Origin of the sequence: Microbacterium elymi (assembly GCF_021582895.2) — a bacterium.
Lineage (GTDB): Bacteria > Actinomycetota > Actinomycetes > Actinomycetales > Microbacteriaceae > Microbacterium > Microbacterium humicola.
The window spans coordinates 1,944,958-1,967,877 of sequence record NZ_CP091139.2; the positions used below are offsets into that span (position 1 = coordinate 1,944,958).

The 22,920-nt window shown below is 69.9% G+C and carries 15 protein-coding genes and 13 pseudogenes; 15 read left to right on the forward strand and 13 right to left on the reverse strand.

The genetic code is table 11. From position 1 onward, the window contains the following. Positions 1 to 87: 87 nt before the first annotated feature. From L2X98_RS10610 to mnhG, 3 genes and pseudogenes are all read left to right on the forward strand, one after another. Positions 88 to 579 (forward strand): Na+/H+ antiporter subunit E, encoded by a 492-nt coding sequence (locus L2X98_RS10610; RefSeq protein WP_259613284.1) that lies wholly within the window; start codon positions 88 to 90, stop codon positions 577 to 579. Next, complete coding sequence (locus L2X98_RS10615; protein WP_259610883.1) at positions 576 to 836, forward strand: MrpF/PhaF family protein; 261 nt, start codon at positions 576 to 578, stop codon at positions 834 to 836. The genes L2X98_RS10610 and L2X98_RS10615 overlap by 4 nt, the downstream gene beginning before the upstream one ends. Beyond that, positions 836 to 1,181: pseudogene (gene mnhG / locus L2X98_RS10620) on the forward strand (monovalent cation/H(+) antiporter subunit G). Before L2X98_RS10615 ends, mnhG begins: the two are co-directional and overlap by 1 nt. Before the next feature lie 76 nt (positions 1,182 to 1,257). Here mnhG and L2X98_RS10625 read toward each other — a convergent pair. From L2X98_RS10625 to L2X98_RS20935, 9 genes and pseudogenes are all read right to left on the reverse strand, one after another. Next, positions 1,258 to 2,085 carry an aggregation-promoting factor C-terminal-like domain-containing protein gene (locus L2X98_RS10625; protein WP_259610884.1) on the reverse strand — a complete coding sequence of 276 codons (828 nt, stop codon included), beginning with the start codon at positions 2,083 to 2,085 and terminating at the stop codon, positions 1,258 to 1,260. A gap of 244 nt (positions 2,086 to 2,329) precedes the next feature. Further along, positions 2,330 to 3,409: a penicillin acylase family protein gene (locus tag L2X98_RS10630; protein ID WP_259610885.1), complete on the reverse strand. Its 1,080-nt coding sequence runs from the start codon at positions 3,407 to 3,409 to the stop codon at positions 2,330 to 2,332. After that, positions 3,375 to 4,028: pseudogene (locus L2X98_RS20925) on the reverse strand (penicillin acylase family protein); the annotation flags it as partial. The gene L2X98_RS10630 and the pseudogene L2X98_RS20925, both read right to left, overlap by 35 nt. Positions 4,029 to 4,077: 49 nt before the next feature. Beyond that, positions 4,078 to 5,055: pseudogene (locus L2X98_RS20930) on the reverse strand (penicillin acylase family protein); the annotation flags it as partial. 136 nt (positions 5,056 to 5,191) lie between these two features. Further along, a pseudogene (locus L2X98_RS10640) lies at positions 5,192 to 7,093 on the reverse strand (YhgE/Pip family protein). Then, positions 7,090 to 7,947 (reverse strand): hypothetical protein, encoded by an 858-nt coding sequence (locus L2X98_RS10645; RefSeq protein WP_259610887.1) that lies wholly within the window; start codon positions 7,945 to 7,947, stop codon positions 7,090 to 7,092. The pseudogene L2X98_RS10640 and the gene L2X98_RS10645 overlap by 4 nt, the downstream one beginning before the upstream one ends. Then, positions 7,944 to 8,555 carry a TetR/AcrR family transcriptional regulator gene (locus L2X98_RS10650; RefSeq protein WP_259610888.1) on the reverse strand — a complete coding sequence of 204 codons (612 nt, stop codon included), beginning with the start codon at positions 8,553 to 8,555 and terminating at the stop codon, positions 7,944 to 7,946. The genes L2X98_RS10645 and L2X98_RS10650 overlap by 4 nt, the downstream gene beginning before the upstream one ends. A 122-nt stretch (positions 8,556 to 8,677) precedes the next feature. After that, positions 8,678 to 10,109: pseudogene (argG, locus tag L2X98_RS10655) on the reverse strand (argininosuccinate synthase). A 10-nt stretch (positions 10,110 to 10,119) separates the two neighbouring features. Then, the gene (locus L2X98_RS20935; RefSeq protein ID WP_354002742.1) at positions 10,120 to 10,419 is read right to left on the reverse strand and encodes a Pr6Pr family membrane protein; all 300 of its coding nucleotides are present in this window, start codon (positions 10,417 to 10,419) and stop codon (positions 10,120 to 10,122) included. A gap of 116 nt (positions 10,420 to 10,535) precedes the next feature. Here L2X98_RS20935 and L2X98_RS20940 point away from each other — a divergent pair, with 116 nt between their 5' ends. The 5 genes and pseudogenes from L2X98_RS20940 to L2X98_RS20950 all read left to right on the forward strand — a co-directional run bounded on the left by L2X98_RS20940 (position 10,536) and on the right by L2X98_RS20950 (position 13,423). After that, positions 10,536 to 10,856 (forward strand): hypothetical protein, encoded by a 321-nt coding sequence (locus L2X98_RS20940; protein ID WP_354002743.1) that lies wholly within the window; start codon positions 10,536 to 10,538, stop codon positions 10,854 to 10,856. Between the two features lie 94 nt (positions 10,857 to 10,950). Beyond that, positions 10,951 to 11,031, forward strand: a pseudogene (locus L2X98_RS10665) (adenylosuccinate synthetase); the annotation flags it as partial. Between the two features lie 31 nt (positions 11,032 to 11,062). Next, positions 11,063 to 12,237, forward strand: a pseudogene (locus tag L2X98_RS10670) (adenylosuccinate synthase). A gap of 32 nt (positions 12,238 to 12,269) precedes the next feature. Beyond that, positions 12,270 to 12,569, forward strand: a pseudogene (locus L2X98_RS20945) (beta-propeller fold lactonase family protein); the annotation flags it as partial. 287 nt (positions 12,570 to 12,856) lie between these two features. Then, on the forward strand, positions 12,857 to 13,423 hold the full coding sequence (locus L2X98_RS20950; protein WP_354003041.1) for a lactonase family protein: 567 nt from the start codon (positions 12,857 to 12,859) through the stop codon (positions 13,421 to 13,423). A 5-nt stretch (positions 13,424 to 13,428) separates the two neighbouring features. On the opposite strand, the gene L2X98_RS10680 is transcribed toward L2X98_RS20950, so the two are convergent. Beyond that, complete coding sequence (locus L2X98_RS10680) at positions 13,429 to 14,625, reverse strand: AI-2E family transporter (protein ID WP_259610889.1); 1,197 nt, start codon at positions 14,623 to 14,625, stop codon at positions 13,429 to 13,431. A gap of 135 nt (positions 14,626 to 14,760) precedes the next feature. On the opposite strand from L2X98_RS10680, the pseudogene L2X98_RS10685 reads away from it, so the two are divergent. Both L2X98_RS10685 and L2X98_RS10690 read left to right on the forward strand, forming a co-directional pair. Further along, a pseudogene (locus L2X98_RS10685) lies at positions 14,761 to 15,066 on the forward strand (chorismate mutase). A 340-nt stretch (positions 15,067 to 15,406) separates the two neighbouring features. After that, positions 15,407 to 15,715 carry a hypothetical protein gene (locus L2X98_RS10690; protein WP_259610890.1) on the forward strand — a complete coding sequence of 103 codons (309 nt, stop codon included), beginning with the start codon at positions 15,407 to 15,409 and terminating at the stop codon, positions 15,713 to 15,715. 80 nt (positions 15,716 to 15,795) lie between these two features. On the opposite strand, the pseudogene L2X98_RS10695 reads toward L2X98_RS10690, so the two are convergent. After that, positions 15,796 to 16,706, reverse strand: a pseudogene (locus L2X98_RS10695) (ABC transporter ATP-binding protein). Next, positions 16,703 to 17,092: a GntR family transcriptional regulator gene (locus L2X98_RS10700; RefSeq protein WP_259610891.1), complete on the reverse strand. Its 390-nt coding sequence runs from the start codon at positions 17,090 to 17,092 to the stop codon at positions 16,703 to 16,705. Before L2X98_RS10700 ends, L2X98_RS10695 begins: the two are co-directional and overlap by 4 nt. Before the next feature lie 350 nt (positions 17,093 to 17,442). On the opposite strand from L2X98_RS10700, the pseudogene L2X98_RS10705 reads away from it, so the two are divergent. The 3 genes and pseudogenes from L2X98_RS10705 to L2X98_RS10715 form a co-directional block, all read left to right on the forward strand. Further along, positions 17,443 to 18,642: pseudogene (locus L2X98_RS10705) on the forward strand (quaternary amine ABC transporter ATP-binding protein); the annotation flags it as partial. A 124-nt stretch (positions 18,643 to 18,766) separates the two neighbouring features. Beyond that, a pseudogene (locus L2X98_RS10710) lies at positions 18,767 to 19,676 on the forward strand (ABC transporter permease). A 100-nt stretch (positions 19,677 to 19,776) separates the two neighbouring features. Further along, positions 19,777 to 20,676 carry a glycine betaine ABC transporter substrate-binding protein gene (locus tag L2X98_RS10715; protein ID WP_259610892.1) on the forward strand — a complete coding sequence of 300 codons (900 nt, stop codon included), beginning with the start codon at positions 19,777 to 19,779 and terminating at the stop codon, positions 20,674 to 20,676. 114 nt (positions 20,677 to 20,790) lie between these two features. On the opposite strand, the gene L2X98_RS10720 is transcribed toward L2X98_RS10715, so the two are convergent. After that, entirely contained in the window at positions 20,791 to 21,417 is a 627-nt protein-coding gene (locus tag L2X98_RS10720; RefSeq protein ID WP_259610893.1) for a TetR/AcrR family transcriptional regulator, read from the reverse strand. A gap of 128 nt (positions 21,418 to 21,545) precedes the next feature. Between L2X98_RS10720 and L2X98_RS10725 the strand changes: the two genes are divergently transcribed. Together L2X98_RS10725 and L2X98_RS10730 are read left to right on the forward strand one after the other, a co-directional pair. Beyond that, a complete protein-coding gene (locus L2X98_RS10725) occupies positions 21,546 to 22,529 on the forward strand; it encodes a phosphotriesterase family protein (protein ID WP_259610894.1) in 984 nt (327 codons plus the stop codon). A 1-nt stretch (position 22,530) separates the two neighbouring features. Next, positions 22,531 to 22,857, forward strand: a pseudogene (locus L2X98_RS10730) (phosphotriesterase family protein); the annotation flags it as partial. Positions 22,858 to 22,920 lie beyond the last annotated feature (63 nt).

The window sequence follows — 22,920 nt, forward strand, 5'->3', positions numbered from 1 at the left end:
GCAAGCTGCATGAGGAGGCGGGGAGTGAACGCCCTGAGATCCGCCTGGCGGCAGATGCCGTTCTTCGTCTGGCTCATCGCGCTGTGGATGCTGCTGTGGGGGCAGTTCACCGTCCTCGCGTTCGTCAGCGGGCTGGTCGTCGCGCTCGTGGTCACCCGGGTGTTCCGCCTGCCCCCCGCGGAGCTGTCCGGTCGGATCAACCTGTGGTGGGGCCTGGTGTACATCGTCACGTTCCTCGGCGCCGTGGTGGTGGGCTCGCTCACCGTGGCCTGGCAGGCGGTCGATTGGCGCCGTCAGCCCGGCGCCGCGATCATCGCCGTCCCGCTGCGCACCGACGACGACCTGATCATGACGCACGTCGGAGTGACGGCATCCCTCATCCCCGGGTCGCTGGTGGTGCACACCGACCGTGAGCGGCGCATCATCTATCTGCACTTCATCGGCGTGCGCTCGATGGCGGACGTCGAGAAGCTTGCGCCGCAACGTGCAGCACTGGGAGGCGAGGATCGTGCGCGCCGTGGGCTCGCGTGCACAGCTCGGCAGCTGCGGGATGCCGCGAGTTCGGGAGGCGGACGATGATCTGGCTGATGGGAGTGGTCTACGCGGTCTTCGCGGTGGCGGCGCTGGTGACGCTGTGGCGGATCGTGCGCGGGCCGTCGATCCTGGACCGCGCCGTCGCGGCCGACGTGCTGCTGACCGAGGTGATGTGCGTCCTCGGCGCCGACATGGTGTTCGCGCACCACACGAAGACCCTGCCGGTGCTGCTGATCATCGCCGCCGTGGGCGTGTTCGGCTCGATCGCGATCGCCCGATTCGTGGCGCGGAAGGAGCAGTGATGGACGCGGTGATGGATGTCGCTGCCGGCGTGCTCGTGCTGGTCGGCGCGCTGCTGTGCCTGACCGCGGCGATCGGCGTGGCCCGGTTCAAGGACGTGCCCACCCGGCTTGCACGCGGCGACCAAGCCGCAGGTGCTCGGGCTGATGCTGATCTGCCTGGCGGTCGCGCTCGCGCTGCGGTCGTGGCCGATCACGGCGTTCCTGGTGCCGGTGGTGCTGATCCAGCTGGCGACCGCGCCGCTGGCCGCGCACATGGTCGGCCGGCAGGCCTACCGCAACGGTCGCATCGACGAGGCCTCGATGGTCGTCGACGAACTGCGCGACGCGCGCGACCCCGACGCCTGATCCCGCGCTCGGCTTGCGCCGCCCGCCGCCCGCCGCCCGGCCCCCAGCCCTCTCGCTGGAAGGGTCGCCGGGCGGGTCAGTACCAGCCGTTGGCCTGCGAGTGGCCCCAGGCACCGCACGGGGTGCCGTAGCGGCTCTTGATGTAGCCCAGTCCCCACTTGACCTGGACGGTGGCGCTGTCCTGCCAGCCGGCGCCCATCTTCGAGCCGGGGAGGGCCTGCGGGATGCCGTACGCGCCGCTCGGGTTGGCGGCGTGGTAGTTCCAGCCGGACTCGCGGTTCCACAGCGAGTTCAGGCACGAGAACTGGTCGCCGCCCCAGCCGTAGGTGCCGGCCATGTAGCTGCGCGCGAACGCGCGGGCCGCCGATGGGGAGTTGCCTCCGGACGAGGCGGGTGCGGACGAGCCGACCGAGGCCGGTGCGGCGGAGCGGGCCGACGCCTGCTCGGCCGCACGCGCGGCGGCCTGGCGCTTCGTCTCGGCGGCGGCGGCCTTGCGCGCGCGCTCCTTGGCGGCCTTTGCCTCGGCGGCCTTCTTGGCCTGGACCTTGTCGTGGTGCACCACCTGCGCGGCGACGGATGCCGTCATCTCGCGCAGATCGGCGGTCAGGGTCTTCGCGGTGTCGGCCGACATGCTCTCGGACTGCTCGACGAGAGCGATCTGCACGTCCAGGTTGCCGGTGCTGACCTTGCCGTGGGCCAGCTTCGCGGTGCCGACGGCGACACTGGCGAAGTAGGCGGCATCGCGGTCCACGGTGCGCACGACGGGGGCGGAGACCGGGTCGGCGACGGCCACGGCGGTGCGCGGGGCGGCACTGGCGGGAACGGCGACGACTCCGAGGGATGCGGCGACGGTCACCGCGGCGAGGAGGAACTTGCGGGGGCGGGTGAGGGTGCGAAGGCGCACGGGGCTCCGATGTTCATGCTGTCCCGCCGTGTGCCCACCGCTCCTGTGGGGCGGTGGGTGACAGGCACGCGTTCAGCTCGCGCAACCCGGACGGGCTGGTCCTCTCGGCACGGCATGTCCCCCAGCGCACGGCGACGGAGGATGCTGAAACCGTTCGACCGCGGAGGTCGGACCGAGACATCCACCCCACGACTCGGGTGCCGAACGGCGGACTGGACCACGGTAAGGGCGGTTTCTGGACGGTTCATCCGAGAAGCCTGACCGGGAGGTGATAACGGTCCGATAACGAATCGGCGTGTCGACGTGCGTCGGGCGCGGTACTACGGGGCCAGTACCAGCGTGTGCGTGGCGTCGGCGGCGACCGCCTTGGCCGAGAACGGCCAGGGCAGCGGGTCACATGCTGCCAGGCATCCGTCTGGTCGTAGTAGTTCGGATGGAACGCGTGGCCGCTCTCGCCGGTGAGGTTGTTCCAGGTCGACGCATCCAGATCCGACAGGTCGACGACCATGCGCATCGACGGCACCGTGACGACGCTGAAGTCGTCGCCGATGTCCCAGCCCGTGGCATCCACCACCGACGAGCCGCCGCCGACCGGGAACGGCCCGCGGTTGAACAGCCACTCGATCGGCGCGATTCCGCTGGTGCCGAACGAGCCGTTGGTCAGAGTGAGGGTGTGGATGCCGCCCCACGTCCAGCTCTCCGGGTTCGGGCCCTCGGTCTGCGCAAGGCGCTGGTAGGCGTCGGTCGCGGCCTTGGCGAGCATCTGGTCCCGGCCGGACACGCCGATGGTGTCGTTGGTCCACCACGGCGAGTCGGGCTGGCCGAGCAGCGTGTCGACGACGAGGAACAGCCGGGCCTGGTTGGTGACCGGAGCCGGGGCGTCGCGACGCGAGAACAGGTCCTGCGCCAGTTCGTCCCAGACGACGTTGGCGTACGCGGCGGCCGCCGAGTCGACGTCGTTGTGACCGTCCCACAGATCGAACAGGTCCAGCGCCGAATGCACGTCCTTGTCGTCGACCGTGATGTCCGAGTACGCGGCGATGAGCTTCTTGCCGATCCAGAAGTCGGTGTCGGCCTGGATGGTGCGCATGTCCTCGGCGGTCAGCTTGTGCGAGGCGGACCGGCGCTCGATGAGGTCGACGATGCGCGCGGCGCGCCAGCCGTAGTCCCAGTCGTCGGTGAGGAAGTACGGGTAGTCCTTGCCGACGATCGCGTTGTTCGCGGTCACGATGTAGCCCGAATCGGGGTTGTACGAGACGGGGAGCTTCTCGAACGGGATGAAGCCCTTCCAGTCGTACGCCGGATCCCATCCCGGCTGCGGCATCGACCCGTCGCCCTTGCCGCGCAAGCGGCAGCTTGCCCGGCGCCTGGTAGCCGATGTTGCCGTCGATGTCGGCGTAGATCAGGTTCTGCGCCGGGACGTCGAACTGCTGCGCCGCCGCGCGGAACCCGGCGAAGTCCTGCGCCGTGTCCAGAGTGAAGATCGCCTCGGCGGTGGTGCCGGGCGTCAGCGCGGTCCACTTCAGGGCCACCGCCGTCTCGCCGTCGGGCGCATCGGTCGGGGCGGTGACGGTGCCGCCGGTGCCGGTGTGCGGATCCTTCGCGATCGTCTCGTCGTCGCCGTTCACGCTCGAGATGATCGGACCGTTGTTCGTCGAGCGGATCTCGAGATCGACATCCTTCCCTCCGGCCACCTTGATCTTCTCGTGCGTGATCGTCAGCGGCACGAGCGTGCCGTCGCGCCAGTACTTCTCGCCCTGGATCTTCTCCAGGTACAGGTCGGTGACGTCGGTGGTGAGGTTCGTGAAGCCCCAGGCGATCGTCGCGTTGTGGCCGATGATCACCCCGGGCACGCCCGAGAAGCCGAATCCGGCGACGTCGAACGGGCACTTCGCCGACACCGTGGCGCACTTCAGGCCGATCTGATGCCAGACGCTGGGCATCGCTTGCGCCGAGGTGCGGATCGTTGGCCAGCAGCGGCTTGCCCGAGGCGGTCAGGTCGCCCGAGACGACCCACGAGTTCGAGCCGATCCCCTCGCCGGCCCCGCCGACCAGGGCGCTGGCCGCCTCGATCACGGAGTCGACGTGCGACCAGGTCACGGATGCCGGCGCCACCGACGTGGTGGGCGCCTTGGCCTTCGGTGCATCCGTGGTCAGCGTCGGCACGATCACCGGGTTCTGATCGAACGGATACTTCGGGTAGAGCTCGTCGATCTGCGCCGCGGAGTAGCCGTCGGCGGCCAGCAGGGCGCGGGACGTCTCCTCGACGAGGTTCGAGCGCAGGTCCCACGCCATCGCCTTCAGCCACGCGAGCGAGTCGGCGATCGTCCACTTCTCGATCGTGTAATCCGGGTTCTGCAGGCCGAGCACCGCGTACTCGAGCGAGACGGCGGCGCCGTCGTGGGCGGCGAGGTAGGCGTTCACGCCATCGGCGTAGGCCTGGTAGTACGCCTTCGCGTCGTCCGAGAGGAGGTCGACCTCCTTCTCGGCGACGGCGCGCCAGCCCAGCGTCCGCAGGAACCGGTCGGTGCCCAGCTGAGACTTCCCGAACAGCTCGGACAGCCGGCCGCTGGTGACATGCCGGCGGAAGTCCATCTCCCAGAACCGGTCCTGCGCGTGCACGTACCCCTGGGCGAAGAACAGGTCGTGCGGGTCCGCGGCGGTGAGGGTGGGGATGCCGCGGTCATCGCGCTGCACCGTCACGGCGTGGTTCAGCCCCTGTGCTGTGACCGTGCCGTCCAGCTGCGGGAACGAGCGCTGGATCGTGAACGTGACGACGCCGGCGGCGACGAGGGCGATCGCGGTGAGTCCGGCGACGACCGCGAACGCGATGATCCCGATCCTGCGGCCGAGCGATCGCTTCGGCCGGGTGCCGGGGGTGCCAGGGGTGGCGGACTCGGGCACGGGGGACGTGTGCGACATTGACGCTCTTTCAGTGCGGGCGCCCGCGGCTTCGGGTGACGCAGGCATCCTGGCATCGTATCGTCCCCCGTCTTCGCCTCGGGATCGTACGATCTGGCCGAGTGCACATCAATCTCAGCCAAAACTGATGTGCACTCGGCCAAATCGTACGATTTCAACGAGGAGGAGGAGGGGGCGGGGGCGGCTAGCCGATCAGGCTGGGCTTGCAGGTCGCGCAGCGTGCGGCGGTGGGTCATCCGGGTCACACCGAGCGCCGCGAGCACGAGCGCCCCGACCAGCCAGGCGGCCAGCACGAGCAGGTCGCCCCCGGCACGCGCCAGGTCGCCGCCGTACATCAGCTGCCGCATGGCATCGACGACGTAGCCCATCGGCAGCACGTGGTCGAGCCCGGCCAGCGGCGCGGGCAGCGTCTGCCAGGGGAACGTGCCGCCGGCCACGACCAGCTCGAGCACCATCAGCACCAGCCCGAGGAACTGGCCCACCGAGCCGAGCCACACGTTCAGCGCAAGGATGATGGCCGCGTAGGTGAAGGATGCCGCGACCATCACGCCGAGCGTGCCCCACGGGTTCGCGAACCCGAAGCCGAGGGCCAGCGCGAGCACCCCGAACAGTCCGACCATCTGGACGCCGCCGAGCAGGGCCGGCGTCAGCCACCCGGCCATCGTCACCCGCACCGGCCGGCGCAGGGCCGTCACCGCCCGACGCGAGACTGGCTTGACGATCAGGAACAGGGCGTAGATGCCGATCCAGCCCGCCAGCGCCGCGAAGAAGGGCGCCAGTCCCGCGCCGTAGTTCGCCGCGGATGCGGCCTTCGCCGAGTGCACATCCACCGGGTCCGAGATGGTCTTGGCCTGCGCGGCCCGCACGCCGGCGGTGGATGCCGGGATCTGTCCGACCCCGTCGCGCAGGCCGTCGCGCAGCTCGGCCGCGCCGTCCGTGAGGGTGCCGAGCCCGGTCTGCAGCCGGGCGGCGCCGTCGCGCAGCTGCGCGGATCCGGAGGCCGCGGCATCCGCCCCGTCCGCCACCTGCGATGCGCCGTCGGCGATCGTGCGAGCCCCGGCCGTGAGGTCGCCGGCGCCCGCGGCGACTTGGTCGGCCCCGGTGGCGAGCTGGTCGACCTTGTCGACGGCGGCCTGCACCTGCGCATCGCCGGCGCGCGCCTTCTCAGCGAGCGGGTCGAGCGTGGCCAGGACGGCGTCGATGTCGGCGGCATCCAGTCCCTTGTCGGCGAGCACGCGGGTGATGTCGGCGCGGGCGGTGGGCAGCGCATCCGTGACCCGCTGCACGGCCGTGCCTGCGCGGTCGGCGTAGTCCGCGATCTGCCGGGTGCCGGCCGCGACCTGCTGCGCGCCCGCCGTGAGACTCTGCGCGCCCGTGACGAGCTGGGTCGAGCCGTCGGCGACTCGATGGGCGCCGCCGGCGAGGGTGCTCGCGCCGGAGGCGAGGTCGGTCGCACCGTCGTGCAGCGTCGCGGCGCCCGTCCCCGCCTGGGCCGCGCCGTCGGTGAGCTGGGCGGCGCCATCGGCCGCTGTGACCAGGCTGCCGCGGATGTCCGACAGCGCGGTGAGCAGCCGCCCGGCGGCCTCGCGGCCGACGAGCTCAGCCACCGAGCGGCGGATCTTCTCGACGGCCTGGTCGCCGATCGTGGACGCGAGGTAGTTGTTGGCGTCGTTGGTCTCCAGCTCGATCAGCGCCTGGTGCGGTGCAGCGCCCGAGACGCTGGTCAGCGCCGCGGAGAAATCGCTGGGCAGCGTCACGGTGAAATCGACCTCGCCGTCGTGCAGGGCGGTGGCGGCGTCGGCGGCCGTCATGCGGTGCCAGTCGAACGCCTTGCCCGCAAGCAGCTCGTCCGCCACCCGATCGCCGTAGTTCACGGCATCCGCATCGTGGGATGCCGCGACGCCGTCATCCTCGACGACCAGCGCCACCGGCACTTCGCTGAACTGGCCGTACGGGTCTTGGTTCGCCCACAGGTACAGCCCGCCGTACAGGATCGGCACGGCGATCAGCGCGATCAGCGCGAGCACGGCCATCTTCGTCGAGGTCAGCCGCCGAGCTCGGCTGTGATCATCGCGGGGATCTTCACCGGTCCTCCTCGGGCTCGGGTGCGTCGTCGGATGCCTCGGGCTCGGATGCCTCGGGCTCGGATGCCTCGGGCTCGGATGCCTCGGGCTCGGACGCCTCGTCGGCGAGTGGCTCGTCGGACGTCTCGTCTGCGACGGCGGGAGACTCGGGCGAGAGAAGGATGCCCGAGTCCTCGAACGTCCTTCCCTCGGCGGAATCTTCTTCTCCCGTCGGCTCGTCAAGAGGCTCAGCCTCAGGCCCGGCCTCCTCCTCAGCCTCCGGCGAGACGGCGCGCAGCACCATCGCGGCGGCCCTGCCGGTGATCGCGAGCATGGCGTACCCGCGGGCGGCGAAGCCGTCGACGACCTCCCACCAGTCCAACGGGCTTCCGCCGTGCCGATCCGGCGAGACCAGGACCATGCCCTCGACGTCGCGCCGCAGCGCGGTCAGCTCGAGCGGCAGCGCCACGCGGTCTCGTGCGGCGACGGCCGAGATCGGCATCCGCACCAATCCGGCGAAGCCGTTCTCATCCAGCCACCGGCGGGCCGAGATGACGTTCGACGCGCGTCCGGCGAACATCAGCTCCTCCTCGACGAGCCCCAGCACGGTGACGTTCGGGGCCGGATCGCAGACCTCCGGCGCATCCAAGAGTGCCACCCGGCGACGGATCTCGCGGCCGGCGTCTGCGCCGTCGAGCAGGACCTGCCCGGCGTCCGGCCGCATCCGCCCCGAGGCGACCAGGCCGAGCACGGTGGGTCGCTGCTCGGTCTCGGCCTCGATCAGCACCGCCTGCCCGGTCGCGAACGACACCGACACCGGATCCAGCGCCCGAGCCCGCTGCGGCCCCTTGGCGACCGCGTGGAGTTCGATCTTCATTCCCGCTCCTCCGCCGGTTCGGCCAACAGCGCATCGGACTCGGTCCAGCTCAGACCGGCGGCGCCGAGCACGGCCCGCGCGGCGAGTCGGTGATCCCGGGCGAGTTCGGGGTCGACCCGAGTGATGACGCCGCGCGCGGCCTCTTCGACCAGACGCGCCGCCACCGTCGGCGGGATGTCGCGCCGCAGCACGTCCCGCTCGTAGCCGCGCGCGCAGATCTCGGCGAGCCGCGCGCGCACCGGCGCCAGGGCATCGGCGGTGCGGGCGACGAGGCGATCCTGCAGTGCGAGGGCCGCCGCGGCGTGCACGTGCTCGGCCTCGGCCCACAGTTCGCGGGCCAGGTGGGCGAGGGCGACGCGCGGGTCGTCGTCGGTCACGGCCGCCGCGACCGCATTGAACCGCTCGGCGCCGCTCGCGATCACCGCGTCGATGAGCGCATCGCGGTCGGCGAAATGACCGTAGAAGGCGCGACGGGTCAGGCCGGCCGCGCGCGTGATGGTGTCGACCGAGGCCGCCGGGTCGTCGGCGAGGACGGAGAGTGCCGCGCCGAGGATGCCCGCCCGGTTCTGCTCGGCGTCGCGCCGACGCGGGGGAAGTGCTGTGTTCACGACATCCAGGATAGAACTTGCACACCTCTGTGCACAAATAGTTTGCACAAGACTGTGCAAACTCGCAGGATGCCGCGGTCCGCTCGTCCTCGGAAGCGCCAGTCCTCAGTCGGCGCCGGCCCTCAGTCGGTGCCGGCGTCGAAGGCGGCGCCCTCGACGGCCTCGTTGACCGCCGCGGCCGCCTGCTGCGTCTCGGATCCCGCCTCGGAGATCTCGTCGGCGGCGCCCTGCTCGAGCTGTCCGACCAGGTCGCGGGTCGCTCCGCCGATCAGTCCCAGCCCGGCGTACTGCTCGAGCCGGCCCCGCGAGTCGGCGATGTCGAGGTTGCGCATCGTGAGCTGCCCGATGCGGTCGACCGGACCGAACGCGGCGTCGCCGACGCGCTCCATCGACAGCTTCTCGGGCTGATAGGACGAGTGTGCGGCGACGGTGTCCAGGATCGTGTAGTCCTCGCCGCGGCGCAAGCCGCAGGGTGACGACGCCCGTGATCACCGAGCCCACCCACTTCTGGATCGACTCGCGCAGCATGAGCGACTGCGGCTCGAGCCAGCGGCCCTCGTACATCAGCCGGCCCAGGCGCCGCCCCTGCTCGTGGTACGTGGCGAGGGTGTCCTCGTTGAGGATGGCGTTGACCAGGCGCTCGTACGCGATGAACAGCAGGGCCATGCCCGGCGCCTCGTAGATGCCGCGCGACTTCGCCTCGATGATACGGTTCTCGATCTGATCGCTCATGCCCAGGCCGTGCCGTCCGCCGATGCGGTTGGCCTCCAGCACGAGCTCGACCGGGTCGCCGAACTCGACGCCGTTCAGCGCCACCGGGCGCCCCTCGGCGAACGCGATCGTCACGTCCTCGGTGTCGATCTGCACGGCCGGGTCCCAGAACCGCACGCCCATGATCGGCTCGACCGTCTCGAGCGAGACGTCCAGGTGCTCCAGGGTCTTCGCCTCGTGGGTCGCGCCCCAGATGTTCGCGTCGGTCGAGTAGGCCTTCTCGGCCGAGTCGCGGTACGGGAAGCCGTGCGCGACGAGCCACTCGCTCATCTCCTGGCGGCCGCCGAGCTCGCTGACGAAGTCGGCGTCCAGCCACGGCTTGTAGATGCGCAGCGCCGGGTTCGCCAGCAGCCCGTAGCGGTAGAACCGCTCGATGTCGTTGCCCTTGTAGGTGGAGCCGTCGCCCCAGATGTCGACGCCGTCCTCCTTCATGGCGCGCACCAGCAGGGTGCCGGTCACGGCGCGCCCGATCGGCGTGGTGTTGAAGTAGGTGCGACCGCCCGAGCGGATGTGGAACGCGCCGCACGCGAGGGCGCCCAGGCCCTCCTCGACGAGGGCGCGCCGGCAGTCCACGATCCGCGCGACCTCGGCTCCGTACTCGAGCGCACGGCCGGGGATCGCCTCGATGTCGTCCTCGTCCGGCTGACCCAGATCGCCGGTGTAGGTGCAGGGCACGGCGCCCTTGTCGCGCATCCACGCGACGGCCACCGAGGTGTCAAGACCGCCCGAGAAGGCGATGCCGACGCGCTCGCCGACGGGCAGGGACTGCAGGACTTTGGACATGCGCCCAAGTCTACAAAGAGGCGGGATGCCGCACCCGCGCCGCCCGCTTCCGCCCCGTCCACACGACCGCCGCGCCGACGCCCACGATCACGATCGCGATCGCGACGATGTACAGCGCCACGGTGCCGTAGCCGTTCGCGAAATTGTGCGGATCCAGGAAGGGGTAGGGGTACCACCAGCCGTCGCCGGTCACCGGACTCGTCGTGAGCGGACCGCGCACGAGCGTGTACACCGCCCAGGCGATCGGGAAGGCGGCGATGACGAAGAGCGCGCGCCGGCGCAGTGATCGTCGCCGCGCGCCGAGGAGCACATCCAGGAGCAGGAAGAGCGGCGCGATCAGGTGCAGGATCTCGTTCGACCAGGGGATCGGCTCGCTGCCCTGCGGAAGCGTGATTCCGCGCAGGCGGCACGTTGTAGACGACGCCGGTGACGATCATGTACGTCGAGACGCATGCCAGCGCCAGGGCGAGCCCGTTCGGCTCCTGGGTCGCGCTCTTCCCCCGCGTCCAGTACCATGCCGCCGCCCAGAGCAGGACGATCGCCGCCGCGACGTTGGAGAGGATCGTGAAGAAGCTGAAGAAGTTCGCCGCGGTGGTGGCCAGGTCCCGGCCCCGCTCGGCGGAGGTCGACATCGACGTCGTGAACTGGGCGATCACCGCCACGAGGATGGCGACGGCCAGCACGAGCCGGAGCGCCGTCCAGACGGTCGCGAACGTGCCCGAGCGTCGATTCATGTCCCCACTGTAGGGAAGCGGGCGGCGGTGCGATACGACCGCGGATGCCGGAGCCCGGTCGATAGGATGGGGCGTAACCCGTTCGACCACAACCCGGGGGCCCACTCATGCCAGGAATCGTCATCGTCGGAGTCCAATGGGGGGACGAGGGCAAGGGCAAGGCCACCGACCTCCTCGGTGAGCGCACCGACTGGGTGGTGAAGTTCAACGGCGGCAACAATGCCGGCCACACGGTTGTGGTCGGCGACGAGAAGTACGCGCTGCGACCTGCTGCCCAGCGGCATCCTCACTCCCGGCGTCACCCCGGTGATCGGCAACGGAGTGGTGGTCGACCTCGAGGTGCTGTTCAGCGAGCTCGAGGCGCTCACCGCCCGCGGCGTGGACGTGTCGCGGCTGAAGATCAGCGCCAACGCGCACATCATCACGCAGTACCACCGCACCCTCGACAAGGTCACCGAGCGGTTCCTCGGCAAGCGGCAGATCGGGACCACGGGTCGCGGAATCGGCCCGACCTACGCCGACAAGATCAACCGCGTCGGCATCCGGGTGCAGGACCTGTTCGACGAGAACATCCTCCGGCAGAAGGTCGAGGGGGCGCTCGATCAGAAGAACCACCTGCTGCTGAAGGTCTACAACCGCCGCGCGATCACCTGCGACGAGGTCGTGGACGACCTGCTGTCGTACGTCGACCGGCTCCGGCCGATGGTCGCCGATACGGCGCTCCTGCTCGATCAGGCGCTGGATGCCGGCGACGTCGTCGTGTTCGAGGGCGGCCAGGCCACGATGCTCGACATCGACCACGGCACCTATCCGTTCGTGACCTCGTCCTCGGCGACCGCCGGCGGAGCGGCGACCGGGGCCGGCGTCGGGCCGAACCGGCTCGACCGGATCGTCGGGATCGTGAAGGCGTACACCACCCGCGTCGGCTCGGGGCCGTTCCCGACCGAGCTGTTCGACGAATCGGGGAGTGGCTGCGCTCGCGCGGTTTCGAGTTCGGCACCACGACCGGGCGGCCGCGCCGGGTCGGCTGGTACGACGCCCCCGTCACCCGCTACGCGACCCGGATCAACGGCATCACCGACCTCGTGCTGACCAAGCTCGACATCCTCACCGGGCTGGAGCAGATTCCGGTCTGCGTCGCCTACGACGTGGACGGCCGCCGCTTCGACGAGGTGCCGGTCAATCAGACCGACTTCCACCACGCTACGCCGATCTACGAGTACCTGCCCGGCTGGAGCGAGGACATCACCACGGCCCGATCGTTCGACGACCTGCCGCAGACCGCCCGAGACTACGTGCTCGCACTCGAGGCCATGAGCAACACCCGCATCTCGGTGATCGGCGTCGGCGCGGCTCGCGATGCGGTGGTCGTGCGCCACGACCTCGTCGACTGATGCGGCTCTTCACGGGCGGCTACACCGCCGACATGGACGGCGCGGCCACCGGCATCGGCACGCTGCTGGCCGGCGCGGCGGACGACGTGCTGGCCGGCGGCCCGCTCGGATTCGCGGGGGATGCCGTGGCCACCGGCGGGTCGCCGTCGTGGATCGCCGCCCACCCCACGCGGGACGTGGTCTACGCCGCGCTCGAGGCGAGCGGCGCCGTGCAGGCGTTCGCCCGCACGGGCGAGGCGTCCTTCACCCGGCTGGGGGCGCCGGTCGAGGCCGGCGAGCTGACCTGCCACGTCGAGGTCGCGCCGGACGGCGGCTGGCTGGTCGCATCCTGCTGGGGCGACGGGCGCGTGGTGCGGATGAGCCTGGATGTCGACGGCCGGCCGTCCGCGCCGGTGATCGCCGAGGCGGCGGTCGACCCGTATGCCGAGCCGGATCCCTTCGCCGAGTCCGACCCGCAGCTGTTCGCCAGGGCGGTCGACCTGCGGCATCCCGCCTCCGACCCTCGCGGGAGTGGCGACGGAGACGAGGATGCCGGGGACGGGGACGGGGACGGGGATGGGGACGGGGACAGGGACGGGGACGCCGGGGGCGCACGTCGCACACGCACCAGGCCATCTTCCTGCCCGGCGGGCTCGTGGCCACGACCGACATGGGTCTGGACCTCGTGCGGTTCTGGCGCCCGGCAGCCACCGGGCTGCGGCCCGCCGGCGCCGTCGTGCTGCCGCGCGGCCGCGGTCCCCGGCACATGCGCTGGCACCCCAGCGGCCACCTGTACGTGATCACCGAGCTCTCGCGCGAGGTGTTCGTGCTCGCGCCGGACGCATCGGCGACCTGGCGCGTGGTCGGCGGCACTCCGCTGGCCCCGGGCCTGCTCGACGACGACACGGCGGCCGAGCTGGCGGCATCCCGCGACGGAGAGTTCCTCTATGCCGGCATCCGCGGCTCGAACACCATCGCCACGCTGCGCGTGCGCGGCGACGGGTCCGAGCTGCAGTCGATCGCGCTGGTCGACTCCGGCGTGGACTGGCCGCGGCACCACGTCGTGCTCCGCGACACGCTGCTGGCGGCGGGCCAGCGCTCGAACGAGATCGCCTCGCTCACGCTGGACGCGCACTCCGGCGTGCCCGGCCGGGTGCGGTACCGCACCGCCGTGCCGTCGCCGACCTGCCTGCTGCCGACGCGCTGATCCCGCTAGACCTTCGCGTCCTGGCGGGGGATCAGCACCTGTTTGATGATGAGCAGGATCGACGCGGTGACCGGAATGGCCACGAGCGCCCCGAGCAGCCCCAGCAGGGTGCCGCCCACGAGCGCGCCGATGACCACGAGCGAGCCCGGCACCGACACCGCCTTGTTCATCACGCGCGGGGTCAGCACGTACGCCTCGATCTGCATGTAGATGAGGTAGATGATGGCGAAGATCAGCGCACCCAGGGGGCTGGAGAACAGCGCGATCATCGACCCGATGATCCAGAACAGCACCGAGCCGACCAGCGGGATCAGGGTGATCGAGAAGGCCACCACCGCCATCAGCAGCGGGAACGGCAACCCCAGGAAGGTGTAGAGCAGGAACGCGACGATCGAGTTGAAGAACGCCAGCACCACCATGCCGCCGAGGTAGCCGCCGATCGAGCTGGTGATCTGCTCGGTGATCGAGGTGACCGTCGGCCGGTTGCGCGCGGGCGTCAGCCGGGCGAACGAGACCTTCATGGCGGGCAGCGATGCGAGGAAGTACAGGCTGAGCACCAGGACGATGATCAGCCCCGAGATCGTCGTGCCGATGGTGATGCCGACCTTCACCACGCCGCCGCCGATGGCCGCGATGTTCGACGGGTTGGTCAGGAAGCCCTGGATCTGCTTGAGGATGTCGCCGACCTGGTCGCCGAGGTTGTCCTGCAGCCAGGCGAACAGGGCGGAGCTCTGGAAGTTCGCGATGAGCGCCGGGATGTCTCTGATGAACTGGCTGATCTGCTGGACCACCGTCGGGATGATCAGCCACAGCACGCCGACCAGGATCACCGCGAATCCGGTGAAGACGATGACGATGCTCCACGCGCGCGTCACGCCGTGCCGCTCGAGGAACCGCACCACCGGGTCGAGGCCGAGGGCGGCGAACAGGGCGAACACGACGTAGATGATCACGGTCGACAGATTCGAGACCGCCAGGCCGAGCACGAGGGCGACCAGGGCGCCCAGGGTGACGAAGAAGCCCAGGGCGAACGGGTGGTTCAGGCTCGCCCAGAACGTGCGCGATGGCGGGGCCTCGCCGGACTGCGCGGCGACGGCGTCGGCGGCGGCGCCGGTCGAGCCGCTCGGCGCGGTCGTCGCCGGTGCGGGGGCGGATGCCGCGGCATCCGATGCTGCGGCGGACTCGCTGGTGGCGTCGGTCATGCAGACACTCTATGGGCGGGGTGGGTCCGGAATGGGGACGGATGCCGCGCGCCGTCATGCGGCGCGGGCAGAAGCGGTGCGCGCGATACCCTCGAATTCGCGCGCTCGCGTGCGGGCGGATGCAGGGAGGACGCCATGACCGACGACGGCAACGCCGACCCGATCGACACGCTCCGGCGACTGCGGGCAGCATCGACAACATCGACGCCGCACTCATCTATCTGCTCGCCGAGCGCTTCAAATGCACCAAGCAGGTCGGCCGGCTCAAGGCGGTGCATCGGATGCCCCCGTCCGATCCGGCTCGGGAGGAGCAGCAGATCGGACGGCTTGCGCCGCCTCGCCGAAGAGGCTGACCTCGACCCCGAGTTCGCCCAGAAGTGGTTCGGGTTCGTCGTGGCCGAGGTCATCCGCCATCACGAGGCGGCCGCCGAGGAGGGCTGACCGGTCAGGGGACGGCCCGGCGCAGCGCGCGAACGCGACGACGGCGAGCACCGCGACCAGCAGCAGTCCCCAGATGGTGAGGCCGATCGCGCCCAGCGACGCGAACCAGCTGAAGACGGCGACCCACGCGTTCAGCCGCCCGACGATCCACAGTGCGACCACCAGGAGCAGGGCCAGGCCGATGCCCACGAGTGTCAGTCCGATCGTGCCGAACCGCTTGTACACGGTCGCGGCGGTGAATCCGACGACGAAGAAGAGCATCGCCACCATGAAGTAGAACAGCGCCGCAGTCGCGACACCGCCCGCCCACACCCAATCCAGCGCGAAGAACCAGCCGTTCATGCCCCAGCCGTGGGTGGCCTGCTCCAGCAGACCGCCGATCACGAACACGGCCGACAGGATCGCTGCCGTGATCGCGGCGGTCAGCAGCGTGCCGAGGAAGAACTCGCGCCGGGTGACGCTCATCGCCTGGGAGAACGGGAACGTGAGGGTCAGCGCCTGCATCCCGACGACTCCGAAGTACCAGAGCGGCGCCTGCGCACCGCCGCCGTACATCGCCACGTCGCCACCCGCGCTGCGCACGATCGCGAAGATCGCGAGCGTGATCACCACCATGCTGACGATGATGATCAGCGGGATCCAGATGTAGGTCATGCGGTTGATCAGCTTGCATCCGCACGACCTTGACGATGCGGTTGCCGCTGCCCGTGACGGGCTGGGCGATGGTGGTCATCGCACTGCTCCTTCCGTGGTGGCGCGGCCGGATTCGGCCGCGTGCTGGGTCATGCGCACGATCAGCGTTGCAGTGAGACGGGTGTGACGTCCAGGCCGTCGGCGGCCAGCCGGCGGCGGTCCTCGTCGTCGAGCCGGCCGAGCATCGTGACCGAGGCGATGCGGCCGAGCCGCTCGCGATGCAAGCACCTCGTGATCGGCGACGAATGCGTCCACCGACGCCGCGTCGCCCACGATCGTGGCCGCGCGATCGCGCAAGCTGGTCGGTCGACTCATCCATCACCATCCGCCCGGCGTCGATGACCAGCACCCGCTCGATCAGGTTCGAGACCTCGTCGATCAGGTGGCTGGACAGGATGATGGTGCGCGGGTATTCCGCATAGTCGGCGAGCAGTCGGTCGTAGAAGATCTGCCGGGCCACGGCATCCAGTCCGAGGTAGGGCTCGTCGAAGAACGTGATCTCGGCGCGCGAGGCCAGTCCGATGATCACCCCGACCGCGGACAGCTGGCCGCGGGACAGCTTCTTGATCCGCCGGTTCAGCGGCAAGCTGGAAGTCCTCGATCAGCCGTTCGCACAGGTCCTGATCCCAGTGCGGGAAGAAGAGGCGCGCGGTGGCGAATGCGTGCCGGGCGTGGGCGTCGTCGGGGTACTTCTGCCCCTCGCGGACGAAGCAGACCCGCTCGAGCACGTGAGCGTTCTCGTACGGATGCTCGCCGAACACGCGCACCTCGCCGTGCGTGGCGAAGTTCTGCGCGGTCAGGATCGACATGACCGTGGTCTTGCCGGCTCCGTTGCGGCCCAGGAGGCCGTAGATGGTGTCCTGCTCGATCGTGAAGCTGACGTCGTCCACGGCGAGGGTGTCGCCGTAGCGCTTGGTGAGGCCTTCGACCTCGATGACCGATGTCATGGTGTGTTCCCTTCTGCGGGCTGGACGCTCGCGGATGTGCGCTCGCGGATGAGTGCGGCCAACTCGTCCGGCCCGAGCTCGAGCCGGCGCGCCTCGATCAGGAGGGGATCGACGTAGCGCTCGGCGAAGGCGGTGCGTCGCTCGGCCAGGAGGCGCGCACGCGCTCCGGGCGCGACGAACATCCCGATTCCACGGCGCTTGTACAGCACGCCCTTGTCCACGAGCATTCCGATTCCTTTCGCGGCGGTGGCGGGGTTGATCCGGTAGAACGCGGCCAGCTCATTGGTGGACGGCGCCTGCGTCTCTTCGGCGAGGCCGCCGTCGATGATCGAGCCTTCGACGCTCTCCGCGATCTGCAGGAAGAGCGCTCTGCCGTCATCGACCACGTTGCTCCTCAAAGTTCTTTGGTTAGTTACTTGACCAGGTAACCAGTAGGGCCGTGCCATGTCAAGCCCGGGTCGTCCGACAGCGGGCTCGGTTTGCGGGTTTCTATCGACGGGCGTAATGTCGTTAGATGGGCCTTGTGCCCTTGACGACCAGTCCGCGACCGCGTCGTCTGCTCCTGGGGAGCCGCACACGTGGGCGTATGGTCGGCGGTCTTGGCGACGGACCCGATGTGTGTCGCCGGTACGCGTATCGTCTGGAGCCGCTCGTGCGGTGCCGCGATGCGCAGAAGATCGTCACCCGGGCGTAACCAAAAGCAGCCTGTTCCATCGGCTGCCCGAGGCCAAGCAACGTGACCATCCCACCAGCAGTCGAGGCGAAGAGCCTCTTCAAAGTCTTCGGACGCAATCCGAAGGACGCCGTCCGCAGACTCAAGGCCGGACAATCCCGCGCCGACGTGCAGGATGCCGGCACCGCCGCCGTGATCGACGCCAGCTTCACCGTCCAGCCCGGAGAGATCTTCGTGATCATGGGCCTGTCCGGTTCGGGCAAGTCGACGATCATCCGCATGCTCAACGGGCTGCTCGAGCCCACCGACGGCCAGGTGCTCGTGCAGGGCGCCGACGTGACGAACGCCAATCCCGCCGAGCTTGCGCGACATCCGCCGCCGGTCGATGTCCATGGTGTTCCAGCACTTCGCCCTGCTGCCGCATCTGAGCGTGCTCGACAATGCCGCGTATGCGCTGGAGATCCAGGGCGTCGGCAAGGCGGAGCGACGCGAGCGTGCGCGCGAGATCCTCGGCAAGGTGGGCCTCGGCGACCGCGTCGACGCGATGCCGGACGAGCTGTCCGGCGGCATGCGCCAGCGCGTCGGCCTGGCCCGCGCGCTCACCGCCGGCACCGACATCCTCCTGATGGACGAGGCCTTCTCGGCGCTGGACCCGCTGATCCGGCGCGAGATGCAGGAGCAGCTGGTCGAGCTCGAGCAGGAGCTCGGCCGCACCATCATCTTCATCACGCACGACCTGAACGAGGCCATGTTCCTCGGCGATCGCATCGCCGTGATGCGCGACGGGCGCATCGTGCAGAACGGGACGCCGGAGGAGATCCTCACCGACCCCGCCAACGACTACGTCGCCCAGTTCGTGCAGGACGTCGACCGGGCGCGCGTGCTCACCGCGAGCGCCGTGATGGAGCGTCCGCTGGCGGTGCCGGTCTCGGCCGGGATCCGCGGCGCCCTGCGCGTCATGCGCGAGGAGCAGGTGGACGAGGTCTTCGTCGTCGAGAACCGGCACCTGCTGGGCGTGGTCACCGACCGCACCGTGATCCGGGCTGTGAAGGCCGGGACCACCGATCTGCGCACGATCGCCGACCAGACCGTCACCCGGGTCGGACCGGACGACCTGCTCACCGACATCGTCGAGGACTCGGTCGGCAGCCCGTGCCGCTGCCCGTCGTGAACGAGAGCGGGCGTCTGCTGGGAGTGGTGCCCCGCATCACCCTGCTGGCCGCGCTCGGCAACGTGCCGCCGACCACCCAGGCGATCGACATCGTGCCCAGCACGGCGTTCTCGCTCGCGACCGAGCTGACCGAGCTCGCCCCCGGAGCCTTCGCCGCGGCAGCCGGCCCCGCCGATGCCACGCCGGACCTGGCGACGGCAGAGGGGGTGAGCGCTGATGGACGCGTTCCGCATTCCGCTCGGCGACTGGGTCGAATCCGCCATCAACTGGGTGATCGACACCCTCGGAGGACTCTTCGACGTCATCTCCGCGATCTTCAACGCGCTCTACGACGCTGCCGACTGGCTGTTCGGCGCACCCCCGTTCTGGGTGATCATCATCGTGGTCGCCGCCATCGCCTGGCTCGTCAAGGGCTGGAAGCTCGCCGTCGGCTCGATCATCGGCCTGCTGCTGATCGTCGTGGTCGGCCAGTGGGACAACGCGATGGACACCCTCGCGCTCACCCTGGTCGCCGTGATCATCGCGGTCGCCATCGCGATCCCGGTCGGCATCTGGGCGGCGCGCTCGCAGACCGTCTCGACAATCGTGCGACCGATCCTGGACTTCCTGCAGACGATGCCCGCCTTCGTCTATCTGATCCCGGCGATCTTCCTGTTCGGCATCGGCGTAGTGCCGGGAATGGTCGCCACGATCCTCTTCGCCGTCGCACCGGGTGTGCGCCTGACCGAGCTCGGCATCCGCGGGGTGGACAAGGAAGTGGTCGAGGCCGGCAACGCGTTCGGTGCGACACCGGGCCGGATCCTGCGTCAGATCCAGCTTGCCGCTGGCGATGCCGTCGATCATGGCCGGCGTCAACCAGGTGATCATGCTCGCCCTGTCGATGGCGGTGATCGCCAGCATGGTCGGCGCCCCCGGCCTCGGCAAGGACATCATCCAGGCGCTGAGCCGCACCGACATCTCGCTCGGCTTCGAGGCCGGACTGTCGGTGGTCATCATCGCGATGATCCTCGATCGCATCACGGGTGCACTCGGCGCGGCCAAGCGCCCCCGCCGCACGTCCGCCGCGATCACTACCGACGAGGCGCCGGCCGCGGCATCCGTGCCCGCCGGCATGAACGCGGCCTGACACCCATCCCAGACCCGGCGCGCCCGCGCGCCGTCGTGCCCGCGGATACTCCGCGGGCCTCCCCAACACCCGTGACAGCACACGGGAGGAAAGGAATCACATGAAGAAGCGCACACTGCTCGGCGCCCTCGCCATGGGCGCCGTGGCCAGCATCGCGCTGGTCGGCTGCTCCAGCTCGACCGGCGGCGACAGCGACGGCGGCTCCGCCGACAAGGGCACCATCACGGTCGGCGTGTTCAACGGCTGGCCCGAGGGCGAGGCCGCCTCGTACCTGTGGCAGCAGGTCCTGCAGGACCAGGGCTACACCGTCGACCTCGAGTACGCCGACGCCGGACCCGTCTTCGCCGGGCTCGCCGGGGGCGACTACGACGTGGCCTTCGACGGCTGGCTGCCGACCACGCACAAGACCTACTTCGAGAAGTACGGCGACGACCTCGTGGACGTCGGCTCGTGGAACGACGACGCCAAGCTCACGCTCGCCGTGAACGCGGACGCGCCGATCGACTCGATCGACCAGCTGGCGGCGAACGCCGATAAGTTCGGCAACCGCATCGTCGGCATCGAGCCGGGTGCCGGCCTGACCGAGGCGATGGAGAAGAAGGTCATCCCCGAGTACGGCCTGGACAAGATGGACTTCCTCACCTCGTCCACCCCGGCCATGCTCGCCGAGCTGAAGAAGTCGTTGGACGCCGGTGACGACATCGTCGTGACACTGTGGCGCCCGCACTGGGCGTACGACGCCTACGACCTGAAGGATCTGAAGGACCCGAAGGGCGCCTTGGGTGCCGCCGAGTCGATCCACACCGTGACCCGCACCGGGTTCGCGGATGACTTCGCCGACGTCAACGGCTGGTTCAAGGGGTTCAAGATGGACTCCGACCTGCTGTTCTCGCTCGAGAATGCGATGTTCCGCGAGGATCACAAGCAGAGCGAGTACCCGGGCATCGTCAAGAAGTGGATGTCCGAGAACCAGGACTACGTCGACTCGCTCACCTCGTGACCCGATAGGTCACCGAGCGAGGCGAAGGGGCCGGTACCGCGTGTTCTGCGGGTACCGGCCCTTCGTCTCGTCGCTGCGCTCCTCGCTCAGGGACCTGGGACGGAGCGGGAGCGGTCAGCGTGAGCCGCCGTCACCGACGAGGTGCCACCAGGTCTCGGCGAGCACGTCGAACTCCGTACCTGAGCCCGGCTCGAAGCCGCCGGTGCGCATCCAGTACAGCGCCGTCTGATCGAGGTTCGCGAACGCGAGCTCGCCGCGGAAGTGCCGACTCGCGGGATCGAACCTGCCCGCCGCATCCAGCCCCTCGACGACATCGGCCACGACCTCTTCGACCCATCCGGAGAACAGGCCGCGGATGTCGGGGTCCACGGCTGAGGCCTCGGTGGCCGACAGGATGTACGGGCGGATGCGCGGCCATCGCACGGCCTGATTGCGCAGCCACTCGGTGAGCAGCTCACGCGAGCCGATCTGCACCGCCTCGACGAGCGGACTGGCTGTGGATCCCCCGGTGCCGGCGCGCGCGTGCCGGTCGAGGATCTCGTTCAGCTCGGCGATCAGCGCGCGCATGAGATCCTGCCGCGACTCGAAATGCGCATAGAACGTGACTCGAGTCGTGCCGGCGGCCGATGCGATGTCGTCGATCGTCGTGGCGACGTAGCCACGTGAGACGAAGAGGTCCAGCGCGACCTCGAGCAGCCGCCTGCGAGTCGTCTCCTTCTGCAGCTGCCGTAGGTTCGCCATGAATCCGAGCCTAACTCTGCTCGGCGGGGTCGCCGGTCACTGTGGTCACTCACTTGACAAGCTGTAAAGTGAGTGCGAAGCTGGAGAGCGATCCCGCCGGATCACCCGACTCGATGGAGAGGAACCCTGTGAGCGGCACAGTCCACACCGTCCTCGGCGACATCCCCGCCGACCAGCTCGGCGTCGTCGCGACGCACGAAGCGCTGCTGTCGGTGGTCCCCGGAGCGCAGTACGCGTACGACATCCCGTTCGACCGGTCCGAGATCTTCGCCGCCCTCGCCGTGAAGCTGCGCGCCTTCGCCGCCGCCGGGGGAGGCACGGTCGTCGACGCCACCGGGATGTTCCACGGGCGCGACCTGCCGCTCTACGAGGCGCTGTCCCGGGCGACCGGCGTGCACATCGTGGCCTCGACCGGACAGGGGCCCGAAGACGAACTGGGCGGCTATTTCCTCACCCCGCAGACCAACCCGCCCACACCGTGGCCGGCCGAGCGGTTCGCCGAACTGTACGCGCGCGAGATCACCGAGGGCATGGTCGTCCCGCGCGTCGAGCGCCGCGGCCACGCCGGCCTCATCGCGATCGGCGTGACGCCGGCCGGGATGACGCCGACCGACGAGAGCCAGACCCGCGGGGCCGCGCGGGCGGCCGTCGTGACCGGGACGGCGCTGTCGGTCCGGTACGGCGCCGACGCCGTGCACGATCTCGAGGTCGTGCGCGATGCCGGCCTGCCCGTCGACCGCGTGGTCGTCGGCGGGCTCGACCGGCCCGACGCCCTCGCCACCGGCGCCCCGATCGCCGTCGCCGAAGCGGGCGCGTACGTCGGCATCGACCACATCGGACACCTCGGCGCCGACCTGCCGACCGACCTCGAGCGCGCACAGCTGGTCGCCGAGCTCATCTCCGCGGGCCACGGCGACCGCATCATCCTCTCGTCGAGTGCGATCGGCGTGGCGAAGGGGCACCCGGATGCCGACGCCGACACCGCGCCGGAGTACGCGCACGTGCTCGAGGTCTTCGTGCCGATGCTGCGGGATGCCGGCGTGCCGGATGACGACATCCATCGCCTGCTCGTCGACAATCCGGCCGCCCTCCTGGCTGTGAAGGAGCACTGACATGGCGCACGTGAACACCGTCCTCGGCCCCGTCGCCCCCGAGGAGCTCGGCTTCGTCGCCGTGCACGAGCACATCGGGTACGGGATGCCGGGGTCAGAGCTGGACCCCCAGTGGTGGAAGAGCCCCGAACAGCGCTACGACGAGACCGTCCCGAAGCTGCGCGCGTTCCATGAGAACGGCGGCGGCACGTTCGTCGACGCGACCGGAATCTGCAACGGCCGGGACGTGCCCTATTACCAGTCGCTGTCTGAGAAGACCGGTGTGCACATCGTCGCGTGCACCGGCTTCGTCGGCGGCGACACCGCGCTGAAGTTCTTCGCCGACGCGAGCGTCGACTACCTCTACCGCCAGTTCGTGCACGAGATCACGGTCGGCATCCAAGGCACCGGG